Raw genomic sequence first — 23,040 nt, 5'->3', positions numbered from 1 at the left:
CTGAAATTGCGATTATTGAAAGTAGTTAATCACATTTTTAATTGATTAAAAAGTAAAAAGCTCCCAATTTGGGAGCTTTTTAAGTTTTTAAAGGTAAAGCTTACAACAAATAATATATTGAGTGAATCCTTTTAAATAATTGTAAAATGTGACTTTTTGTAAAAAAAGGTGTCTAATAATTTAGAAAGATGCTTAGCAAAAGTTATTGCATAAACAAAACATAAAAAAAATAATTTCCCCCCCTTTTATATTGTAGTTTTTTTTGAGGCGCTCATTGAGCGCCTCTTAATTTTTTAGTTTAAAACTTCTTCTATAACTTTTCCTGTGCTACCATTAGGAAACTCAATTTGAAGTAAATTAGAAAGTGTAGGAGCGATATCAACAATTTCATATTTCTTTTTTGATGCCCCTTTTTTAATCCCGTTTCCGTAAAAAATTATAGGAATATGTGTGTCATACGAATATCCCGATCCGTGGGTAGTTCCTTTTTTAGGATAACTAACCGTTGACGGAGTAGGAACAAGCATTACATCGCCTGAAAACTTTTGATTATAGCCGTTTTGTAACGAATTTAAAATACCCGTAGTAAACGAGGTTGTTTGTAAAGTTCTAGCGGTTGCGGTTTTGTAAATTCCTTTGTAATTAATTACCTGATCGGCTATTTTCTGTGCTACTTCATTTTTATTTAAGTTTAAAGATTCTATTTTATCTTTATCTAAAAAAATCTGAAAGTTTGAAATGTTTTCAACCAAAGCATCCGAATTAAAATATTTTTTGGTGATATCATTTACAAAAGCAGTAAATTTTTTATAACTAAAATAATTGGCAGGAATTTTAACCGACTGCAAATAAGCAGGCACTTGAACCGCTGCGTGGTCGGCTGTTAAAAATAAGGTGTAATTTCCTTTACCAACTTTAGCATCTAAAAATTGAAATAAAGAAGCTAAATCTTTGTCTAAACGTAAATAAGTATCTTCAATTTCTTTAGATGCAACACCGAATTGATGCCCAACATAATCGGTAGATGAATAACTAACAGCTAAAAAATCGGTATAATCAGATTGCCCTAAGTTTTCGCCAATAATGGCTGCTTTTGCAAAATCGGTAGTTAAAGAATTTCCTGCTGGAAGCCCTTTTATAATACTGTAATTATTGTTTTTAGCTCTTAATTTAGGAATATTATGCGGAAATACAGGTTTTTTTTCACCTTTAAAAGCTTGCTCAAAATTGTTGTCATCAGCAATGCTTTCGGTGTAGGTATTTATGTTATATAAGGTTTCCCACGGCTGGCTTAAATAAGCATCTGCAATTTTTGCCTTATTAAATTTTTGCACCCATTTTGGCAATTTATCCATATAATATGACGAGGTAATCCAATCACCTTTACTACCGCCATCAAACCAATATGCACCGTTCGCAGTATGCCCCGCAGGTAAAATTGCCGAACGGTCTTTAATAGCAATACCAATAGTTTTTCCGTTCATATTTTGTGCCAATCGTAATTGGTCGGTAATGGTGGTGGTAAGCATTCTGTTAGGTGATTTTTTCCCGCCATCGCCATTGTTTCCAACAGTTTTATAAGTGCTATCGTCAACACAATACACCGATTTTTTTAAGTATTTATCATACCAATTATTACTGATAATAGCATGATTTATAGGTGTTGTTCCTGTATAAATAGAGGTATGCCCAACAGCGGTATAGGTAGGAATGTAGTTGTAATGAGCGTTTTCAAGCGAAAACCCTTCATTTAATAGGCGATTAAAACCATCGGCACCATATTTACTCGCAAAACGGGTAAGATAATCGTAACGCATTTGATCTATAACAACGCCTACAACCAATTTCGGTTTTTTAGGAGTCTTTTTTTTAGGGGGAGTAAAACTACACAGGCAAACGATAGCCAAAGCAGCTAAGGGTATGAATTTTTTCATTATAAAATTTAAAAAGTTATAAAATCAAAGGTAGGTAAATGCACACTAAAATTAATAATAAAGCTAAGAGTTAATGGTTTTTTAATACTTTAGCCAAAAGAAAAATAGATTCGTTTAAATGAAGAACTACATTGAGCATATAGGTACGTATATTTTAATGCTAAAGCAAGTTTTTACAAAGCCACAGCGTGCACGTGTTTTTAAAGAAGCATTGTTTAGAGAAGTTGATGAATTGGGGCTTAAATCATTAGGGATTATTTCCTTTATCTCCTTTTTTATAGGAGGAGTAATTGCCTTGCAAACCGCCCTTAGTTTAGACAGTCCTTTTATACCTGATTCATTAATCGGATTTGCCGCAAAACGCTCGATGATTTTAGAATTTGCACCCACATTTTGTTCTATTATTTTAGCAGGAAAAGTAGGGTCGTATATTACATCAAGTATCGGATCTATGCGTGTTACCGAACAAATTGATGCGCTAGAGGTAATGGGAATTAATTCTTTAAATTACTTGGTATTACCTAAAATAATAGCCACGGTATTTTTTTATCCTTTTCTGATAATATTAGCAATGATTTTAGGGATTTTTGGAGGATGGCTTACCGGAATGCTTTCGGGGCTGTTTTCAGGAGTAGATTATATTATAGGCTTACAAATGGAATTTGACCCATTTTTAATAACTTATGCGATGATAAAAACCTTAATTTTTGCATTTTTAATAGCTACTGTGCCAGCATACCACGGATATTATGTAAAAGGAGGCTCGTTAGAAGTGGGTAAGGCAAGTACGCAATCGGTAGTTTGGACAACCGTACTTATTGTAATCGCCAATTATTTATTAACACAAATGTTATTAACGTAAATGATAGAAGTAAAAAACTTACATAAAGGATTTAATGGTGTTGAAATTTTAAAAGGAATAAGCACCACTTTTTTACCAGGAGAAACCAGCTTAATTATAGGAACAAGTGGCTCGGGGAAAACAGTTTTTTTAAAATCGTTAATAGGATTACACATTCCAGAATCAGGAACTGTTACTTATGATGGTTTGGTAAATACAGCAATGACAGCAGCCGAAAAACGAAATTTTCGTAAAGAAATAGGCATGGTTTTTCAAGGAAGCGCCTTATTTGACTCACAAACCGTAGAAGAAAATGTAATGTTTCCTTTAAAAATGTTCACCAAGCAGATAGAAAGTGAAATGCTAGACAGGGTAAATGTTGTTTTAAAACGGGTAAACTTAGAAAATTCGAATAAAAAATTTCCTGCCGAATTATCAGGAGGAATGCAAAAAAGGGTGGCAATTGCAAGAGCTATTGTAATGAATCCTAAATATTTGTTTTGTGATGAGCCTAATTCAGGTTTAGACCCGCAAACCGCAACGGTTATCGATAATTTAATTAAAGAAATTACTGATGAATATCAAATAACAACCATTATCAATACACATGATATGAACTCGGTGATGGAAATAGGGGAGAAGATTGTTTTCTTGAAAAATGGCTTCAAAGAATGGGAAGGATCGCATAAAGAAATTTTTAGAACAGATAACCAGGCTGTAGTAAACTTTGTATATTCGTCTAATTTGTTTAAAAAAGTACGGGAAGCCTATTTATTAGAAAAATAATTTTAAAGGTAAATAATTGAAAAACAAATAGCTATAGAAAAACTTGAAAAAAACTTATTTTTTTTTGCTAAAAAAGTTTGTAGAACTCTAAAAACCTTGTATATTTGCAACCGCTAAGCAGAAAACAATATAATGACCTGGTAGCTCAGTTGGTAGAGCATCTCCCTTTTAAGGAGAGGGTCCTGGGTTCGAGCCCCAGCCCGGTCACTAAAGCTTCTCTTATTAAAAGAGAAGCTTTTTTATTTTTTATGCAAAAGCTTTGGGGAGATACCAAAGCGGCCAACTGGGACGGACTGTAACTCCGTTGTCTTACGACTTCGCAGGTTCGAATCCTGCTCTCCCCACAAAACTTTCATCTTTTATAAAGCTGAAAGTTTTTTTATGCCTTATTTTTTGATTTTTACCCACAAACTTTACAGTCGTCTTTGTCTTGTATTTCGCCAACAAGTTTACCATTTTCATTTAAAACAAATCCGCAACAATCCATAAAGCCTTTTGCTATGAGTTTACGAGCTCGTTGAATTTGCGATTTTGTGGTGGGCAAGCTTTGTGTTAAGGCATCGGCAACTTCTTGTTGTTTGAGTCCTTTAATATCGGATAAAAACAACGGATCCCTGTATTTTTTAGGTAAGTTTTTTAAAATACCTTGTAAACAATCTTTTTCGGTATGTGTGTCTGATTTTTGGAGTGTTTCTGTTTTTAAATTAGCCAATTCAATAGCTAATTTAGCTGTTTGATTATTGCTTTTAAAATAATCGATTACAGTGTTTCTAGCAATGGTAAAAATCCAAGGTTTTAACTTGGTAATATCTTTTAAGCGGTGAAGTTTTGTGTGTATTTTAATAAAAGTATCTTGTAGAATATCATCGGTAGCGGCAGTATTTTTTACCTTACTTAAAATAAAATATTTTACATCGCTTGCGTATGTTGCCCAAACTTGCTTTGTTGTCATCTTCTAAATTTACGAAAATGTCATTACAAAGTCAACAGGTACTTGCTACTTTGTAATGACAAAAATTAATACCTAGTTTATTTAGCAATTACAATTATTGCAAGTACAGTTTTCACAGGTACAACTAGCACAGTTTCCTGTTTTACATCCGTCACAATTACAGGTACAGTTACATTGATTTTTATAGTTGCTCATGGTAATTTGTTTTTAAAGTTCATATAATAGACTTTAAAAAGCTTAAAAAGATGCACTTTTTTGATAAAATATTTTTTAAACCTTAAATTAAAATAAAAAGACACTTTAAAATATCGTTTTAAAGTGTCTTTTTTGTAGATGTTATGCTTTTTGCTAAAATTATTTTACTTTTAAGAGTTTGATATCAAAAATTAAAACAGAGCCACCAGGAATTCTTGATCTGTTTTGACTACCATACCCTAATTTAGAAGGTACTAAAAGCATTCCTTCGCCACCTTCTTTAAAATAGGTAATTCCTTCGGTCCAACCAGCAATAACTTGTTGTAGGTTAAATGAAATACCATTGCTATTTTGATCAAAAACGTTACCATTTAAAAAATAACCTTTATATGCCACGGTGACTTGCGAGTTACTAACAGGTTTTGCTCCTGAGCCTTCCTTATTTACAATATAGTATAAACCTGACTCAGTTTTTGTTGCTTTTAAATTATTATCGGCAATATATTTAATAATATCAGCCTGGTTTTGCGCATCAAAATCACGAACATCATTTGATGATGATGAGCCACAAGAAAAGAATGAGGCGATAAGTGTTAATAAACATACTATTTTTTTCATTATTGATTGTTTTAAATTACTATAAATATTAAAGGTTAAGATTAGTGTACTTTTTGACCATTTACATAGGTTGCCATAACTTTTGTATTTGGAATTTTATCGCCTGTGACAGTCATAATATCATTTTCAAGGATGATAAAATCGGCAACTTTACCAATTTCAATACTTCCTTTTTCGGTTTCTTCAAAGTTAGCGTAGGCATTCCAAATAGTCATTCCTTTTAAGGCGTTTTCTCTAGATAAGGCATTTTTCATTTGATATCCATCTTTAGGAAATCCTTTTAAATCTTTTCTGATAGTAGCGGCGAAATAAGTATAAAGTGGGCTTACATTTTCAATCGGAAAATCAGTTCCTAAGGCAACTTTACCATATTGTTTTAATAAATCATTATAGGCGTAAGCACCTTTAATTCTTTGAGTACCCACACGGTTTTCTGCCCAATACATATCGCTTGTAGCGTGTGTTGGCTGAATAGAAGGTAAAATGTTTTTAAAATGATGAAAATCTTGCGGAGCAACAATTTGAGCGTGTTCAATTCTCCAACGACGATCTTTTTTGTTTTTTAATGCTTTGTTATAAGTTTTTAACATTACATAATTGGCAGAATCGCCAATAGCGTGGGTGTTCATTTGGTAGTCTGAATCGGCAATTTTTTGAGCTAAATTCTGTAAGTTTTCGTACGAATTAACCAATGCACCAAAATGCCCTTTTTTATCAGAATAGTCACTTTTTAAAGCCGCACCACGAGAACCTAAAGCTCCATCAGCATATACTTTTACCGAACGTACATGCAGTCTGTCGGTTTTTACAACTCCTTTATTTAGATAATACTCTAAGTTGGTTTTATTATTAGAAATCATGGCATAAATACGCATTTTTAAAGCGCCTACTTGCTGTAAACTATCAATTAATTCAATAACTTGTTTGTCTAAACCAGCATCGTCAACGGTAGTTAACCCAACTTTAAAACAAATTTTTTCAGCATCTTTTAACGCTTGAATTTGCGCTTTTTTACTCGGTTTAGGAACATTGATAAAGTTCATAGCATTGTCAATTAATACGCCAGTGAGTTTTCCTTTTTTCTGAAGAAATTCACCACCTTCAATTTTTGAATCAATGTTAATTTTAGCCATATCAATAGCCACCTGATTAACCAACATTGCGTGTCCGTCAATTCGACGGATAGCCACAGGAATTGTAGGGAATAATTGATCTAATTTTTCTTTGCTAGGAAATTCTTTTACTTCCCAATCGTTTTGATCCCATCCACGACCTGTTATAAAATTGCTGTTTTTTTCTTTTTGAAATGCTACCAATTTTTCAAGTACTTGATCATAACTTTTTGTGCCGACTAAATTTACTTTTTGCTGTTGTAATCCTAAGCCATAAAAATGACAATGCCCATCGATAAAACCAGGGTATATTGGCTTGTTTTTAGCATCTATAATTTGGGGTGCGCTGTACTTTTTTTGAATATCATTATTGCTTCCTATACCGATAAATTTACCGTCTTTAACAGCAAAACTTTGGGCTTTATCAAAATTTTTATTAACGGTGTATATGGTTGCGTTAATAACAATTAAATCGACTTTTTGATGGGTTTTACAAGAAAGTAAAAGGCTAAAAATAAGGCCGTAAAATAGTGTTTTTTTCATGTAGAATTTAGTTTTTTAGTGCTTGCTATTTTGCTTATAAAATAGCATCAAATTTCCATGTTAATCCTGCCATAGCTTGAAAGCCTTGTACGTTAAAATTATGGAAGCGCTGATATTCGTTATTTAATACATTATTCAGGTTTAAGAACACCGAAAATGAATCGCTAAAATGATAACCACCATTAAAGTTAATGTCAAAATAACTGTCTAAATTTACCGTTGTAAACGTTTTTTGGGGTAGTATAGCGTGTAATTTTCCTTTTCGTTGTCCTACAAAAAATAAGTTTGTACCCGCAAACCATTTATCAGCTTTATAAGTTCCAAATAATTCTCCTTTTATTTCAGGTGTATTCCAAGGTTCTGTTTGGGTAGTTAAAGTAAATTGATTGTATTGTCCGTTTAAACCAATACTTAGGTTTTTAATACCATCAAAAGCAAGTTCACCAAAGCCCGAAATAATGCTAACATTATCGTAATTTGTATTAAAAGAGTTTCCGTATTCATATCCAAATAACGAAAAAGCATTGCTTCCTGCATTGTTTTTTCCGTTAGATTTTGATTGATTTAAAGATGAAAATGCCTTGTTTTCAATATCAGCATAGCTTGCTTTTAAATGATAACTAAATTGATGTTTTAACTTCCCTCTAAAACCTGCGAAAGCTTCATATTTACTAGTTTGTAATAATTTTTGCGTAGGAGAAATATAAGGGTTTTTAGTGGCTAAATCATGATAGTTATTTGTTTTTAAATCACCAGAAGCACCTATATACATATCTAGCGCATTTGTTATAATAGGGTAAGAAATTTCAAGATCAGGATAGATTAAAAATTGATTGGTGCTTTTTTCCATATCCATAGAAAAATAACTTTTCGCCCCTATTTTAACCGAAAAATTATGTGCTAAAAAATTATAACTAGGATGTATTCCTGCGGTAAAAAAACCATGTTTTAATTGGTCTTGTGTTTGGTAGTTATTATTGAAATTAGTGCCTAAATAACTTAAAGTTGTATTGATATATAGGTCATTTAATTCGCGATGTATGTTATCTAAAGGAAATTTTAAAAGGGCATTTCCATCAACTAAAAATTCACTACTGCTTAAAATATCAGAAAAAAATGATCCTGAAATTTTTGCGTACTCTAAAGAAGAATCTTCTATGTTAATTTCCCCAAAAAGATTAAAAAAATTGTAGGCTTGTTCGGGTTCTATACGGCTAGTTGTAGCATCTTTAAAAGTTATATTTTTTGGTAAACCATACCAATTATGCTTATTTCGATTTGCATTAATACCTGCTTTCCAATTGTAATATCGTTCGTCTTGTGCGTAAAATAATTTCAATCCCATAGTGTAATAGGTACTGCTAAGTGGTTTTTCTGCAACGGGATTAGCCGAAAGTAAAAAATTTAAATAGGCACCAAATTCACCACCATATCCATCATCATTTTTGATATAAGCTTCTGCAAAAGGCGTCATTTTTGTACCAAAACCAAGCGAAAAATAATTAGGGTATAATTCTTCTCTTTTTCCTAAATCAACTTTTTTCATAACGCCACTTTTAGGAATAAAAGTAGAGGCGACAGGCACTGAAAATATAGTATATTCTAGGGCTTTTTTCTGAGTTTCTTTCGTGTGTTTTATAAACGGTTTTTGTTTTATTTTAAAAGCATCTGTAATTTTAGGAACATAGGAAGTAACAACATTTACAACTTCTGTTTTTATAATACTATCTTTTAAAATTACGGGCTTTTCGGAGGCTTTTTTTTCTTGTGAATTGGCAATTGAAATTACAAATAAAACAAGTAAAACAAGGTGTTTTTTTATTAATTTAATCATTGAACTCTTTTTTGTTTTTAACAAATTTTAGTTTTGGCTGTTAATTGATTCGTTGGTTTTGGCTTCTTTATTTTTAATTGCTCGAAGTTCATTACTAGCCGCTTCTGTAATGTCTTTATATTGACTGAAATTTTTAATAATATTTTCTAAAATATAGGTTGCCTGATATGCATCATTTAGGGCGTTATAATTTTTTGCCATAATAACATAACTTTTTACACCCCAATATTTATAAGAGGAGTAGTTGGCAATTAAATTTTGTACTGCTTTATTAGAGGCTTCAAAATCTTTATGTTTGTTTAAAAAGAAGGCTTTATAATATAAACTTTCTGCTTTTAATTCGCCAGTAGCATTTTTACTTACCTCATTAAAATATTCTTGGGCAGTGGTAAAATCATTTGTTTTAAAAGCCGAACGGGCAATAATTATTTTTGCATCATTAGAAATATTGGTGTCTATTTTTGAAGTTGCCAATACTTTTTCGGCATAAGAAATTGCTTTTGAATAGGCTTGTTTTTCATAATAACCCTTCATTAAATTACTTTGAGAAAAAACAATATTCTGAGGATAATTTGCTGCTTTTTCTAGTTTTTCTAAAATAGGAATTCCATTTTTCCAATTCTCTTTTTCTAAGTATATTTTAGCAAGTTTAATTAGAGATTCTTCTGTAAATGCGTTTTTATCTTTACCAATTACATAGTTATAATGAGGTATGCTATTTTGAAATTTTTTGATGTTACTGTACGATTGTGCTAAATAAAAATGGGCTTTTAAAGCGTGTATTCCTGAAGGAAAAGTACGAAGGTATTTGTTAAAACCTGTAATTGCTTTGTTGTTGTTATTCTCTAAAAATTTATTTTCAGCTGCCTGATAGGTGGCATTGTCAAGCTCTGCATCGGTAATATTTATAAAGCTGATATCTTTAGCCCATGCGGCATATTGATCTACCTTACCAAGGTCAATATATATGTTTTTAACATTGCTAACCGCCTGTGCAGCCTCTTTTGAATTAGGATGTTTTGCTACAATTTCCTTGTATTTCACCAAGGCTTTTTCGTTTTGATTTTCATTGTTATACAACAATCCTTGACGTAAAAGAACACTAGGTATATAATGGCTACTTTTATGTTTTGATAATAAGTTAGTATAGCTTTCTTGTGCCTTAGCAGCATTATTAATCGTGGTGTAGGTTGTTGCTAATTGAAACAAGGCATCGTCTTGTAATTGCGAATCTTGATAGGTATTAATAAGGGTTTGTAAGGCTTCAATTTTCTGATTATTTTTACCCATAAAACCGTAACTCATAGCGGTTTGATATTGCGCATAATCAGCGCCAACACCACCTTGATCAATTACTTTTTTATACGAGCTAACCGCTTTTAAAAACCCTTTGGAAGCATAAAAAGAATCGCCTAATCGGTTCGAAGCATCATCGTTTAAATCGTTATTTTCTAGTTTTTTATCTAAAAAATCCTGAAAATAAATAGCCGAATTTTGATAGTCTTTTAATTTAAAGTAGGTGTAGGCAATATGGTAGGTTAGTTTTTTAGATTCGTCAAAATTAGTACTCGTAATTTGTAAGAAATTAGTCAAAGAATTTTGATAATTTCCTAATAAATAATCGGTTTCCGCTAGCCAAAAAAGCCCTTTGCTACGAACGGTTTCATTTTGCGATAAACTTGCTTTTTCAAAATAAGGTTTTGCTATTTTTAAAGTATTTTCATTAAATAATTGAATTCCTCTATATAAAGAAACTTCTTTGGCAAGTTCTTTGTTTTTGGCTGATTTTGTGGTTGCTAAATAGGTTAAAGCTCCTTGATAATCTTGCTGATGTAAATACGAGGTAATTAATAAATCACTAATTTCATTAGCGCTTTCATTGTTTGGATATTTAGCTAAAAACCCTTTTAAAACCTCAGGAACGCTTTGGTAGGGGTTTCCTAATTCATAACTTAATTTAGCGTAATTTAACGAGGCACTTTGAGTTATTTTTGCATCAAAATCCATTTCGCTAGCATTTTTAAACGCATTTAAAGCTTCCATTTTTTTTAGTAATTCTAAATAACATTCGCCTAAATGATAATAGGCATTTTGTGCTACTTTATTATTTCCATCAATAATTTTATTGAAATTTCCGATAGCTTCTTCATAGTTTTTTTGCTGATAATAGGCGTATCCTAAATAATAATAATCGGTATTTGTCCACTTTCCTTTAGTTCCTTTGTAGGCTTTTAAATATGGAATTGCAGCATCGTATTTTTTTAAGTTGAAATAACTTTCTCCTATAATTTTAGATACTTGAGAAATTTCTTTTTTATCTTTTGATTTCTTTAAAAGTTCTTCTCCAATTTTTACAGATTTATCAAAACGTCCTGCCTTAAAACTGATGTCTAAAATATAATAATTCGCTTTTGCTTGATAGGTAGCATCATTGGCTAATTTACTTAAATTATCTTCTGCTTCGCCAAAATTTTCTTGTTTATAGGCAATATATCCGAAGTAATATCGGGCATCATTACCATAAATAGGGTTTCCTAATAAGCCTTTAAAATGTTCTTTTGCATCTTTTAAATAATTAGAAACCAGTAGGGCATAGCCCATTTTATAATTTAATTCGTCTCTTTCGGCACTACTTAAAAGGTCTTCATTTACTTTTTGATACCATTTTAAGGCGTGCGCAGCCTTTCTATTGGCAAAATAATAGTTCCCAACCTTTAAAAAAGCCTTTTCTCTTTTGCTATGATATGGGTAATTTCGTACAAAAGCCTGTACTTTATTATTGGCGTTACTTTGTGTTAATTTAATGGCACACATAGCGTCATAATAATCAGCATCAGCTTTGCTATTTCGGTGTGTTTTTGCATTTATAGAAACTTCTTTAAATAATTCTTGTGCAGCTGAATACGCTTTGTTATTGTATAATTTCACCGCCTTGTAATAGGTAGCAGTAGTGGCCGAATTAATAGCCGATTCTTGCGCTATGATAGTGCTTGGAAAAGCCATTAAAAATAACAGGTAATAGCTTTTTTTATAATAACTAAATTTCATATTTTTTTAAGTATCTAAGAACTATAACGTCCTTTTTTTATTTTTGTTGGAAAACGATGTGTTAAAATACGCATCAAAAGTAAGAAATGTTATATAATTAAGTAATAAAATTTTAGATTTGTAAAAATCAATTAATTATGGAAAAACCTGTTTTACATCTTGAAAATGCGGCTATTTATCAGCAAGAGAACTTAGTATTGTCAAAAGTAAATTTCAGATTAAATAAAGGAGATTTTTATTATTTAATAGGAAAAACAGGGAGCGGAAAAAGTAGCCTGTTAAAAACCTTATACGGTGATTTGAAATTACAAGAAGGTTTTGGTGAAATTGTAGGCTTTAATTTAAATGAAACCAAAGAAAAAGACATTCCTTTTTTAAGACGAAAGCTAGGCATTGTTTTTCAGGATTTTAAACTTTTAAACGATAGAAATGTTTTTAAAAATTTAGAATTTGTGCTAAAAGCTACTGGTTGGAAAAATAAAAGCGATATAGAAAATAAAATCTACGAGGTTTTAGATAAAGTTGGGATGAAGCAAAAACAGCATAAAAACACCTTTGAACTTTCAGGAGGCGAGCAACAACGAGTTGCAATTGCAAGGGCTTTATTAAATGATCCTGAATTAATTTTAGCCGATGAACCAACAGGAAATTTAGATCCTAAAACATCGTTAGAAGTCATGGAATTATTAAATAAAATTCATAAAAGTGGAAAAACTATTTTAATGGCAACCCATGATTATCAGTTAATTGTAAAGTTTAAGCAAAAAACATTAAAATGTGAAGGCGGCGAACTTTTTGAAGTAGTACAACAAGCTGTTTAACTTTTATTAATTTTATACTAAAATAACATCAAAAATAAAAACCCGTATAATTTTAAATTATACGGGTTTTTTGTTACTTAAATTTTTTTACAAGTTTAAAGCAGCATTGTTACTTTTTACCGCTTGGGCAGAGGCAACTAAATTTGCTTTTTCTGCTTCCGATAAATTAATTTCAACGATTTTTTCAATCCCGTCTTTCCCTAAAACAACAGGAACTCCGATACATAAATCAGACAAACCAAATTCACCATCTAATAAAGCTGAACAAGGGAATATTTTTTTAGAATCGCAAGCAATTGCCTGAACCATTCCTGAAACTGCTGCTCCTGGTGCATACCAAGCAGAAGTACCTAATAAACCAGTTAAAGTAGCACCACCAACTTTGGTGTCTTGTAATACTTTTTCTAATCTTTCTTCTGATAAAAATTCAGAAACAGGCACAGAATTACGAGTAGCTAAACGCGTTAAAGGAAGCATTCCTTTATCAGAATGACCACCAATTACCATTCCATCAACATCAGAAATAGGCGCTCCTAAAGCTTCCGCTAAACGGTATTTAAAACGTGCAGAATCTAAAGCTCCACCCATTCCAATAATTTTATTTTTAGCCAATCCAGTAGCTTTGTGTACTAAATAAGTCATGGTATCCATTGGGTTAGAAACCACAATAATAATCGTATTTGGAGAATGTTCTACCAAACTAGAAGCCACCATTTTTACGATACCAGCATTAATATCTAACAATTCATCACGAGACATTCCTGGTTTACGAGCAATACCAGAGGTAATTACACAAACATCAGATCCCGCAGTTTTACTATAATCACCAGTGGTACCAGTAATTTTAGTATCAAAACCATTTAAAGAGGCTGTTTGCATTAAATCCATCGCTTTACCTTCAGCAAAACCTTCTTTAATATCAACTAATACAACTTCTGATGCGAAATTTTTAATTGCAATGTACTCTGCACAACTTGCACCTACAGCACCTGCTCCTACAACTGTTACTTTCATATTTTTATATTTTAATTGTGATGATTAATTTAGTTGTACAAAAATAACAATTTGAGTATCGATATAAAAACAAAAGCCCATTGAAATTTCAACGGGCTTTTATGTTAATTTATTAGGTATTTTTTTAGGTTAGATTTTATCTAAAACTAAATGCAATTCCTGCATTCACAGAATTGTATTCTTGTAGGGTATAACTTGCGAATACTTTAAAGAAGCCCAAGCTTAAACGAGTTCCAATAGTGGCGTTAAATCCTTTTGTTACTTGATTTAATGATATTGGATTTTTCCCTAAGTTTTCCTGAATACTTATCGTTGGATAATTTTCAACTTGATAGGTTGCTATAAAATCAGAATCAGCTTTCATATTTAATTTTGTTGTTCCGCCATTGTATCCCGCTCCACCATAAAAATTGATAAAGGGAAAATTAATAGATGCAATTGCTTGAACTGTGTAACTGTTTAATTCAAATTGGGCAACCGCATTTTGGGCTTTTACACTTTGGTTGATATCACCAATTATATAATCAACAGTCATTTTAGTATACCCTGCTATTATAGAAACATGCAGCGGTGTTTTATCTATCGGGCCAAATAAACTTGTAATTTCTTTTTTTATCCCGATACCAAGTAGGTTTCCTTTTACATCAGTAGAACCTATTTGAGGAACATAACGTATAATAGCATCTAATTTAAAAGGCAAACCTACACCTATTTGAATAGCGGGGGTAGGAATAGCGCTTGCAGGTAAATCTTCTTTAATTCCTTGAGGAAGTGTAAAATTAGCGCTTACTTTTTGACCTTTTATACTTGTTTCGTATTTTAACTCTGTAAGGCTGTTGTTTTTACTTCCTGCTACTGTTGATGAAGAGGTTACGCTATTTGTAATTTTTGTATGATTTGATAAATTTAAGGTTGTAAGATTAAAAATTTCATCTTTTGAAGGCGCAAAAGAAGCGTTGGCACCAATGGTTATATCAAAACCAAATTTTTTGTGCACTTTAGCCGTGTGATACCAGCCGTTATTCATACTATATATGAGCCCTTTCATAGCGGGGCTGATATAGGCTTTTGTTAATTTTGAAGCATCTTCCTTTGCTAAAAGGATACTTTCTAATTCTTGTGCTTTTACAGTACATATTGTTGTAAAAACAGCAAATAAAATTAGGGGGAATTTTTTCATTTGATTAAAATTATTTTAAACAAATGTATCAAAAAAGCTCCGCCTTATAGGGCGGAGCTTTTTAAATTTCATGCTTTAATTAAGATTTAATAAAAACGCAATAAATAGTTAATATAAATACATATTATTTAAGAAAACAGGAAATATTATGCATCAATATTTGCATATTTTGCATTTCTTTCGATAAAATCTCTACGAGGTGGTACATCATCTCCCATTAACATTGAAAAAACCCTATCAGCTTCGGTTGGGCTGTCGATAACTACTTGACGTAAGGTTCTAAATTCAGGATTCATAGTGGTGTCCCATAATTGTTCTGCATTCATTTCTCCAAGACCTTTATAACGCTGAATATTTACGTTTCCGCCTAATTTTTGAGCAATTAGATCACGTTGATTATCATCCCAAGCATATTCACGTTTTTGTCCTTTTTTAACTAAATATAACGGAGGAGTAGCAATATAAATATAACCTTGCTCTACCATTTCACGCATATATCTAAAGAAAAATGTTAAAATTAAGGTAGCAATATGCGAACCATCGACATCGGCATCACACATAATAACCACTTTATGATAACGTACTTTTGATAAATTTAAAGCTCTAGGATCTTCTTCTGTTCCGATAGAAACCCCTAATGCGGTAAACATATTTTTGATTTCTTCGTTTTCAAAAACTTTGTGCTGCATCGCTTTTTCAACATTCAAAATTTTCCCACGTAGTGGAAGAATTGCTTGGAAGTTTCTGTCACGTCCTTGTTTTGCTGTTCCACCTGCCGAATCTCCCTCAACTAAGAAAATTTCACATTTTTCAGGGTCAGTTTCTGAACAATCAGATAATTTCCCAGGCAAACCACCAATAGACATTACCGTTTTACGTTGTACCATTTCTCTGGCTTTACGTGCGGCGTGTCTTGCGGTTGCAGCTAAAATTACTTTTTGAACAATAGTTTTTGCATCATTCGGATTTTCTTCTAAATAATCCGTTAACATTTCTGAAACAGCTTGCGATACTGCGGCTGAAACTTCTCTGTTTCCTAATTTTGTTTTAGTTTGTCCTTCAAATTGAGGTTCTGCGACTTTTACAGAAACAATTGCGGTTAATCCTTCACGGAAATCATCACCAGCAATTTCGAACTTCACATTTTTTAATAAACCTGAATTATCAGCATACTTTTTTAAAGTTCCTGTTAATCCACGTCTAAAACCAGATAAATGTGTTCCTCCTTCATGCGTATTAATATTATTTACATATGAATGTAAATTTTCAGCATACGAAGTATTATAAACCATTGCCACTTCAACAGGAATCCCATTTTTTTCTCCTTCCATAGAAATTACTTTGGAAGTTAGTTGCTCACGGGTAGAATCTAAATATTTAATAAATTCAGGTAAACCTTCATCAGAATGAAAAATTTCAGAAATAAAGTTTCCTTCATCATCTGTGTTACGTTTATCAGTTAAAGTAATGGTAATACCTTTATTTAAATATGCCAACTCACGCATACGAGTTGCTAAAGTTTCGTAATTAAATACAGTTGATTGTTTAAAAATAGAAGTATCAGGTAAAAAAGTAACAATAGTTCCTGTAAAGTCAGTTTCTCCGATTGTTTTTACAGGATATAATGCTTTTCCTTTAGAATATTCTTGTTGCCAAACTTTCCCTTCTTTATGAACAGTTGCAGTTAAAAGGTCAGAAAGTGCATTTACACAACTTACACCAACACCGTGTAAACCTCCAGAAACTTTATAAGAATCTTTATCAAATTTACCACCAGCACCAATTTTTGTCATTACAACTTGTAATGCCGAAACACCTTCTTTTTTGTGAATCCCAACAGGAATCCCACGACCGTTGTCTTTGGTTGTTATAGAGTTATTTTTGTTAATTGTAACATCAATGGTATCACAATAACCTCCCATTGCTTCATCAATAGAGTTATCAACAACTTCATAAACTAAATGGTGTAAACCTCTAATACCAACATCACCAATATACATTGATGGACGCATTCTAACGTGTTCCATTCCCTCTAGGGCTTGGATACTTGACGCATCATAATTTTTTTTATTTTCTTCGCTCATTGTAAAAAAAGACTAAAAAAGAGTTAATTAAGTTTTGTTTCTTACTTTTTTATCCGAAAATAAAGATTAAAATATTTTTCTTCGGATAAAAAAATCAGCTTGTTTTATAAAATATAAAGTTGAATCTATCAATAAAACCTAGCATACAAAAATACGAAAAACCAAGCTGATTTAAAAGCTTTTTAGCGATTGATATGTTTATTTAAAGTAATTTGTATTTTTTATTATAATGCTTTAAAACGGCTTAAAAAGACTTAGGAGAAGTGTTTGATGTTTTTCAAAAGCGTATAAAATAAATTAATATAAAAATGGCGCAAAAGCGCCATTTTTAGTTGTTAAAATATCTTATTTATTTCAATTTAATAATTAAATCATCAGCATATACCATTGTTCCTGCTTTTAGAATAATTTCATCGATACTTGTATTTTCGGTAGCTGTAATGGTGGTTTCCATTTTCATGGCCTCAATGATAAATAAAGGTTGATTTTTGGTTATTTTATCTCCTTTTTTAACCAGAATAGTAGAAAGCATTCCTTGTAAGGGCGCGCCAATTTCTTTACTGTTATTTTTATCCGCTTTAGCGTGAACCACCTTGTCTATTTTGATAGAAGTATCTTTTATTTGAACCGATCGACCTTGACCATTTACTTTAAAATAAACAGTAACCATTCCGTCTTGATTTGCTTCACCAACAGAATCTAAAGTGATTAACAATGTTTTTCCTTTGTCTAGTTCAACATTAATTTCTTCGCCAATTTCCATTGGGTAAAAGAAATTTTTGGTTGGCAAATTGATTAAACTATCATATTTTAAACGCTTATTGTAAGCATCTGTAAAAACTTTTGGATATAATTTATAAGATAAAAAATCAGTAATATCAATAGGTCTGCTTAAATCTTTTTCGAATATTATCTTAAAATCCTTGTATTCTTTATCAAAATTTAAAGGCTCAATATGTGCATTTGGTCTGTCGGTATAAGGTTTTTGATCTTTTAAAATAAGTTTTTGAAGTTCTTTTGGAAATCCGCCAACAGGCTGCCCTAAATCTCCTCTAAAAAAACTCACTACCGACTGAGGAAACGAAATAGTATCGCCACGTTCTAGTACATCTTGTACTGTTAAATTATTACTCACTAAATATTGTGCCATATCTCCAACTACTTTTGAACTTGGAGTAACTTTTACGATATCGCCAAAAAGATGATTTACATCGCCATACATTCGGGTAATTTCATGAAAACGATCTTCCAAACCTAAAGCCTGTGCTTGTGGTTTTAAATTTGAATATTGACCACCAGGAATTTCATGTTTAAAAACCTCTCCAGAACCTGCTTTTAAACCTGATTCAAAAGGATAGTAATATTCTCTAACAGTTTCCCAATAATTAGAATATTCATTTAACGAATCAATATTTAAATCACTTTCACGCTCGTTGAATTTCATCATTTCGACAATCGAATTGAAATTAGGCTGCGATGTTAAGCCCGATAAACCACCAAGTGCAACATCAACCACATCAACACCAGCCTCAATTGCTTTTAAATAGGTTGCCGATTGAATGGAAGAAGTATCGTGGGTATGTAAATGAATTGGAATATTAACGGTTTGCTTTAATGCCGAAACTAATTCAAAAGCGGCATAAGGTTTTAGTAAACCAGCCATGTCTTTAATCGCTAAAATATGCGCACCAGCATTTTCAATATCTTTAGCTAACTGCGTATAATATTTAAGGTTGTATTTGGTGTTTTCAGGGTTTAAAATATCGCCGGTATAACATATTGATCCTTCGGCTAAACCATTTGTTTTTGTACGTACGTGCTCAATACAAGGCGCAATTGATTTCATCCAGTTTAAAGAATCAAAAATTCTAAAAATATCAACACCATTTTCCCAAGATTCAGCTACAAATCTTTCAATTAAATTATCTGAATACGCAGTGTAACCTACGCCATTTGAACCTCTTATTAACATTTGTAATAATACATTGGGCATCGCTTTTCGTAATAAACGCAAGCGCTCCCAAGGGTTTTCTTGTAAAAAACGCATACAAACATCAAAAGTAGCGCCTCCCCAAACTTCCATACTAAAAATATTCGGGTTGTTTTTGGCGTATCCTTGGGCAACTTTTAGCATGTCAAAAGTTCGCATTCGTGTTGCTAATAAACTTTGATGCGCATCTCGCATAGTGGTATCTGTAAAATGAATTTTTTGTTCATTTTTTAACCATTCTGAAAATTTTTCAGGACCTAGTTTTGTTAGTAAATCTTTAGTTCCTTCTGGGTGTTTAGCATTGATGTCAAATTTAGGGACAACAGGTTGAATAAACTTTTTAGTTGGATCTATTTTTTTAACATCTGGATTTCCATTTACAATAACATCTCCTAAATAAGTAACTAATTTTGTCGCCCTATTTTTAGCCGCTTTAAAAACAAATAAATCAGGGTTTTGTTTGATGAAATTTACCGTAACTTCTCCTTTTCTGAAGGTTTCATGTTGCAGAATATTATTTAAAAACGGCATGTTTGTTTTAACACCTCGAATTCTAAATTCCGCCAAGGCTCTACGTATTTTTCTACAAGCGCCGTCTAAAGTTCGGCTATTTGCGGTTACTTTTACAAGCATCGAATCGAAAAAAGGTGAAATAATTGCGCCCTGATACACACTTCCTGCATCTAAGCGAATACCAAAACCTGAAGCACTTCTGTAGGTGGTAATTTCACCGTAATCGGGCTTAAAATCATTTTGAGGATCTTCGGTTGTAATTCGACATTGTAGGGCGTAACCGTTCACTTTTACAGCTGCTTGATTTTTTATTTTTATTTGCTGATCAGCTAATTTATAACCACCTGCAATAAATAATTGTGTTTTTACAAGATCAATATTTGTAACCACTTCGGTAACGGTATGTTCTACCTGAATACGTGGGTTTACTTCGATAAAATAAATAGCGTCATCATCATCAACTAAAAATTCTACCGTACCAATATTATTGTAATCTACCGCTTTACAAATAGCGATTGCATACTTATATAAATCGTCTTTTATGCTTTGTTTTAAATCGAAAGAAGGGGCAAATTCAATAACTTTTTGATAACGACGTTGTACCGAACAGTCACGCTCAAAAAGATGCACGGTATTTCCGTAATTATCGGCAACTATTTGAATTTCTATATGTTTTGGATTTTCTACAAATTTTTCAAGAAACACAGTATCATCACCAAAAGCATTTAAAGCCTCTCGTTTACTTTCATTAAAAGCACCTTTTAATTCGGAAGCTTCTCTAATAACACGCATTCCACGTCCGCCACCACCAGAAGCTGCTTTTAGCATAATCGGATAGCCTATTTTTTCAGCTTCACTTAAAGCTGTTTCAACATCTATTAAAGGTTTTTCGTTACTTCTGATAACAGGAATGTTATTAGCAATTGCTACTCCTTTTGCTGTTATTTTATCTCCTAATGATTTTAAAACCGATACTTTTGGTCCAATAAAAATAAGTCCATTGTCTTCACATTTTTGAGCTAATTGCGGGTTTTCAGATAAAAAACCATACCCAGGATGAATAGCATCGGCACCAGTCTCTAGGGCAACGCGAATAATTTCATCAATATTTAAATAAGGCTTCAAGGGTTCGTTATCGGCACCTATTTGATAAGATTCATCTGCTTTGTACCTGTGTAAAGAATATCGATCTTCAAAGGTATAAACCCCAATGGTTTTTATATTGATTTCGGTACAGGCTCTAAAAATTCTAATAGCAATTTCACCTCTATTTGCGACAAGTACTTTTTTTATCTTCATTTTTATAGGAGTTTTATTTCTTTTTCGTTGTTCGTTATTGTTTGCTAACAAGATAATAAATATAAATTAAATCTTGTTTTAAAGCTTTGATTTATCGTCTGTTATTCGTTTTTTTGAATTAATTATTTAACAAGAAAAGCCCAAGTGTTTTTTGACTTGAGCTTTTAATTTTTTTAATACTTGTGCGCTATTTTTTAATTAAGCAAAAGTGTTTTATTTGAAAATAGATTCTAAATATATCTTTAATAAGCATCATCATGAACACTCATAATTGCTCTACCAGATGGTTCGTTCATGTTTTTAAATGCTTCATCCCATTCTAATGCAATAGCTGTACTACAAGCAACACTTGCTTCTTGTGGGACGCTTAATGCAGCGGTATCACTAGGGAAATGATCTTCAAAAATAGTTCTATAATAAAACTCTTCTTTATTTTGTGGAGTTTGAATTGGGAATCTGAATTTAGCGTTTGCTAATTGTTCGTCGGTAACTTCTTTATCAACTACTTCTTTTAAAGTATCAATCCAATCATAACCAACGCCATCTGAAAATTGCTCTTTTTGTCTCCAAGCAACACTTTCAGGTAACATATCTTCAAAAGCCTTACGGATTACCCATTTTTCCATGCGCTCACCGTTAATCATTTTGTCTTGTGGGTTGATGCGCATAGCAACATCCATAAACTCTTTGTCTAAAAATGGTACACGTCCTTCAATTCCCCAAGCCATTAAACTTTTGTTTGCTCTCAAACAATCGTACATATGTAATTTATCTAATTTACGAACTGTTTCTTCATGGAATTCTTCGGCATTTGGCGCTTTGTGAAAATATAAATATCCTCCGAAAATTTCATCAGCACCTTCACCAGATAATACCATTTTAACACCCATCGATTTAATAACACGTGCCATTAAATACATTGGCGTAGAAGAACGAATTGTGGTAATATCGTAGGTTTCTATGTTATAGATTACATCTTTAATAGCATCTAAACCTTCTTGAATGGTAAATTTTATCTCATGATGAACTGTTCCAATATGGTCGGCTACTTTTTGAGCGGCAGCCAAATCGGGCGAACCATCTAATCCAACAGAAAAAGAATGTAATTGCGGATACCAAGCTGCTGAGGTATCATCAGATTCAATTCTTTTTTGTGAATATTTCTTCGCAATTGCCGATATTACTGAAGAATCTAATCCTCCAGAAAGTAAAACACCGTAAGGAACATCACTCATTAATTGTCTGTGAACGGCTGCTTCTAAAGCTTCTTTTACTTCGGAAATACTCGTTTCGTTGTCTTTTACTGCTTGATAATCTTCCCAATCTCTTTTGTACCATTGTACAAATTTTCCATCTTTACTAGACATATAATGTCCTGGAGGAAATAATTCGATTTTTGCACAAGTACCTTCTAAGGCTTTTAATTCAGAGGCAACATAAAAAGTTCCGTTCTGATCCCAACCAATATATAAAGGAATAATTCCCATGTGGTCACGAGCAACAAAGTACTCATCTTTTTCAACATCGTATAAAGCGAAACCGAAAATTCCGTTTAAATCATCTACAAAATCTACCCCTTTTTCTTTGTAAAGCGCTAAAATTACTTCACAGTCAGAAGCTGTTTGAAATTCATAAGGATTTTTAAGGTTTTTCGCTAATTCTCTGTGGTTGTATATTTCGCCGTTTGCTGCTAAAATTAGTTTTTTATCGGCACTAAATAAAGGCTGTTGTCCTGAAGCAGGATCTACAATTGCCAATCTTTCGTGTGCCATAATTACTTTATCATCGCTATAAACACCACTCCAATCTGGTCCACGATGTCTAATCTTTTTAGCCATTTCTAAAACTTGAGGTCGTAAACTATCCGAAGGTTGCTTTAAATCAAACGCACATACAATTCCACACATAATCTTATATTTTAAATTTTCTTGTTCTAATTACATTGCAAATATTAGATATATGTTTGTTATTATAAATAAGAATGTGTTTTTGAGTTACATATTGAAACTTTAAAGTTGTTTTTTATTATTAAATGAAAGTTTATAGATTGCTTTTAAGTAGTTCTAATGTTGTTTGATAATAAATTACTTAAAATTTAAAAGAAGAAAATAAATTATTAAAATAACTTTCATATATTTGTCTCATAATGATCAAACAAAACAACATATGGTGGTGGAACTCTCTTAGAAAATAAGTGAGCGGAAACCTATATGTTATATTATATAAAGAAAAGGCTTATCTCACGATAAGCCTTTTTTGTTTTTAACAATAAAATT

14 protein-coding genes and 2 tRNA genes are annotated in these 23,040 nt (G+C 32.1%); 5 read left to right on the top strand and 11 right to left on the bottom strand.

The window, feature by feature from the left end; all coding sequences use genetic code 11:
- Window positions 1-293 precede the first annotated feature (293 nt).
- A complete protein-coding gene (gene pafA, locus DPIF8902391_RS05925; protein ID WP_083501084.1) occupies window positions 294-1,934 on the bottom strand; it encodes an alkaline phosphatase PafA in 1,641 nt (546 codons plus the stop codon).
- Window positions 1,935-2,052: 118 nt separating this feature from the next.
- Between pafA and DPIF8902391_RS05920 the strand changes: the two genes are divergently transcribed.
- The 4 genes from DPIF8902391_RS05920 (at window position 2,053) to DPIF8902391_RS05905 (ending at window position 3,905) form a co-directional block, all read left to right on the top strand.
- Entirely contained in the window at window positions 2,053-2,796 is a 744-nt protein-coding gene (locus DPIF8902391_RS05920; protein ID WP_058885690.1) for an MlaE family ABC transporter permease, read from the top strand.
- The gene (locus tag DPIF8902391_RS05915) at window positions 2,797-3,561 is read left to right on the top strand and encodes an ABC transporter ATP-binding protein (protein WP_058885689.1); all 765 of its coding nucleotides are present in this window, start codon (window positions 2,797-2,799) and stop codon (window positions 3,559-3,561) included.
- Between the two features lie 134 nt (window positions 3,562-3,695).
- Window positions 3,696-3,768 (top strand) — tRNA-Lys (locus DPIF8902391_RS05910).
- 54 nt (window positions 3,769-3,822) lie between these two features.
- Window positions 3,823-3,905 (top strand) — tRNA-Tyr (locus tag DPIF8902391_RS05905).
- 56 nt (window positions 3,906-3,961) lie between these two features.
- On the opposite strand, the gene DPIF8902391_RS05900 is transcribed toward DPIF8902391_RS05905, so the two are convergent.
- The 5 genes from DPIF8902391_RS05900 to DPIF8902391_RS05880 form a co-directional block, all read right to left on the bottom strand.
- A complete protein-coding gene (locus tag DPIF8902391_RS05900; protein ID WP_172505296.1) occupies window positions 3,962-4,513 on the bottom strand; it encodes a sigma-70 family RNA polymerase sigma factor in 552 nt (183 codons plus the stop codon).
- Window positions 4,514-4,867: 354 nt separating this feature from the next.
- Window positions 4,868-5,326: an FKBP-type peptidyl-prolyl cis-trans isomerase gene (locus DPIF8902391_RS05895; protein WP_101902994.1), complete on the bottom strand. Its 459-nt coding sequence runs from the start codon at window positions 5,324-5,326 to the stop codon at window positions 4,868-4,870.
- Window positions 5,327-5,367: 41 nt separating this feature from the next.
- Window positions 5,368-6,981, bottom strand: coding sequence for an amidohydrolase (locus DPIF8902391_RS05890; protein ID WP_172505295.1), 1,614 nt, complete (start codon window positions 6,979-6,981; stop codon window positions 5,368-5,370).
- 34 nt (window positions 6,982-7,015) lie between these two features.
- Window positions 7,016-8,815, bottom strand: coding sequence for a hypothetical protein (locus tag DPIF8902391_RS05885; RefSeq protein ID WP_172505294.1), 1,800 nt, complete (start codon window positions 8,813-8,815; stop codon window positions 7,016-7,018).
- 27 nt (window positions 8,816-8,842) lie between these two features.
- Window positions 8,843-11,863 carry a tetratricopeptide repeat protein gene (locus DPIF8902391_RS05880; RefSeq protein WP_242037265.1) on the bottom strand — a complete coding sequence of 1,007 codons (3,021 nt, stop codon included), beginning with the start codon at window positions 11,861-11,863 and terminating at the stop codon, window positions 8,843-8,845.
- Between the two features lie 137 nt (window positions 11,864-12,000).
- Here DPIF8902391_RS05880 and DPIF8902391_RS05875 point away from each other — a divergent pair, with 137 nt between their 5' ends.
- Window positions 12,001-12,684 carry a cell division ATP-binding protein FtsE gene (locus tag DPIF8902391_RS05875; RefSeq protein ID WP_058885683.1) on the top strand — a complete coding sequence of 228 codons (684 nt, stop codon included), beginning with the start codon at window positions 12,001-12,003 and terminating at the stop codon, window positions 12,682-12,684.
- Window positions 12,685-12,771: 87 nt separating this feature from the next.
- On the opposite strand, the gene DPIF8902391_RS05870 is transcribed toward DPIF8902391_RS05875, so the two are convergent.
- From DPIF8902391_RS05870 to asnB, 5 genes are all read right to left on the bottom strand, one after another.
- Window positions 12,772-13,698, bottom strand: coding sequence for a malate dehydrogenase (locus DPIF8902391_RS05870; protein ID WP_058885682.1), 927 nt, complete (start codon window positions 13,696-13,698; stop codon window positions 12,772-12,774).
- A 136-nt stretch (window positions 13,699-13,834) separates the two neighbouring features.
- Window positions 13,835-14,878 carry a DUF6588 family protein gene (locus DPIF8902391_RS05865; protein WP_058885681.1) on the bottom strand — a complete coding sequence of 348 codons (1,044 nt, stop codon included), beginning with the start codon at window positions 14,876-14,878 and terminating at the stop codon, window positions 13,835-13,837.
- Between the two features lie 146 nt (window positions 14,879-15,024).
- Window positions 15,025-16,962 carry a DNA topoisomerase (ATP-hydrolyzing) subunit B gene (gene gyrB / locus DPIF8902391_RS05860; RefSeq protein WP_172505293.1) on the bottom strand — a complete coding sequence of 646 codons (1,938 nt, stop codon included), beginning with the start codon at window positions 16,960-16,962 and terminating at the stop codon, window positions 15,025-15,027.
- A gap of 349 nt (window positions 16,963-17,311) precedes the next feature.
- Complete coding sequence (locus DPIF8902391_RS05855) at window positions 17,312-20,764, bottom strand: pyruvate carboxylase (protein WP_172505292.1); 3,453 nt, start codon at window positions 20,762-20,764, stop codon at window positions 17,312-17,314.
- A 242-nt stretch (window positions 20,765-21,006) separates the two neighbouring features.
- Window positions 21,007-22,671 (bottom strand): asparagine synthase B, encoded by a 1,665-nt coding sequence (asnB, locus tag DPIF8902391_RS05850; RefSeq protein WP_172505291.1) that lies wholly within the window; start codon window positions 22,669-22,671, stop codon window positions 21,007-21,009.
- Window positions 22,672-23,040: the final 369 nt, after the last annotated feature.

The sequence above is a fragment of the Tenacibaculum finnmarkense genomovar ulcerans genome, assembly GCF_900239495.1.
Classification (GTDB): domain Bacteria; phylum Bacteroidota; class Bacteroidia; order Flavobacteriales; family Flavobacteriaceae; genus Polaribacter; species Polaribacter ulcerans.
Note: the sequence above shows the minus strand (reverse complement) of the source record. Positions and strands in the feature narration are given on the sequence as shown.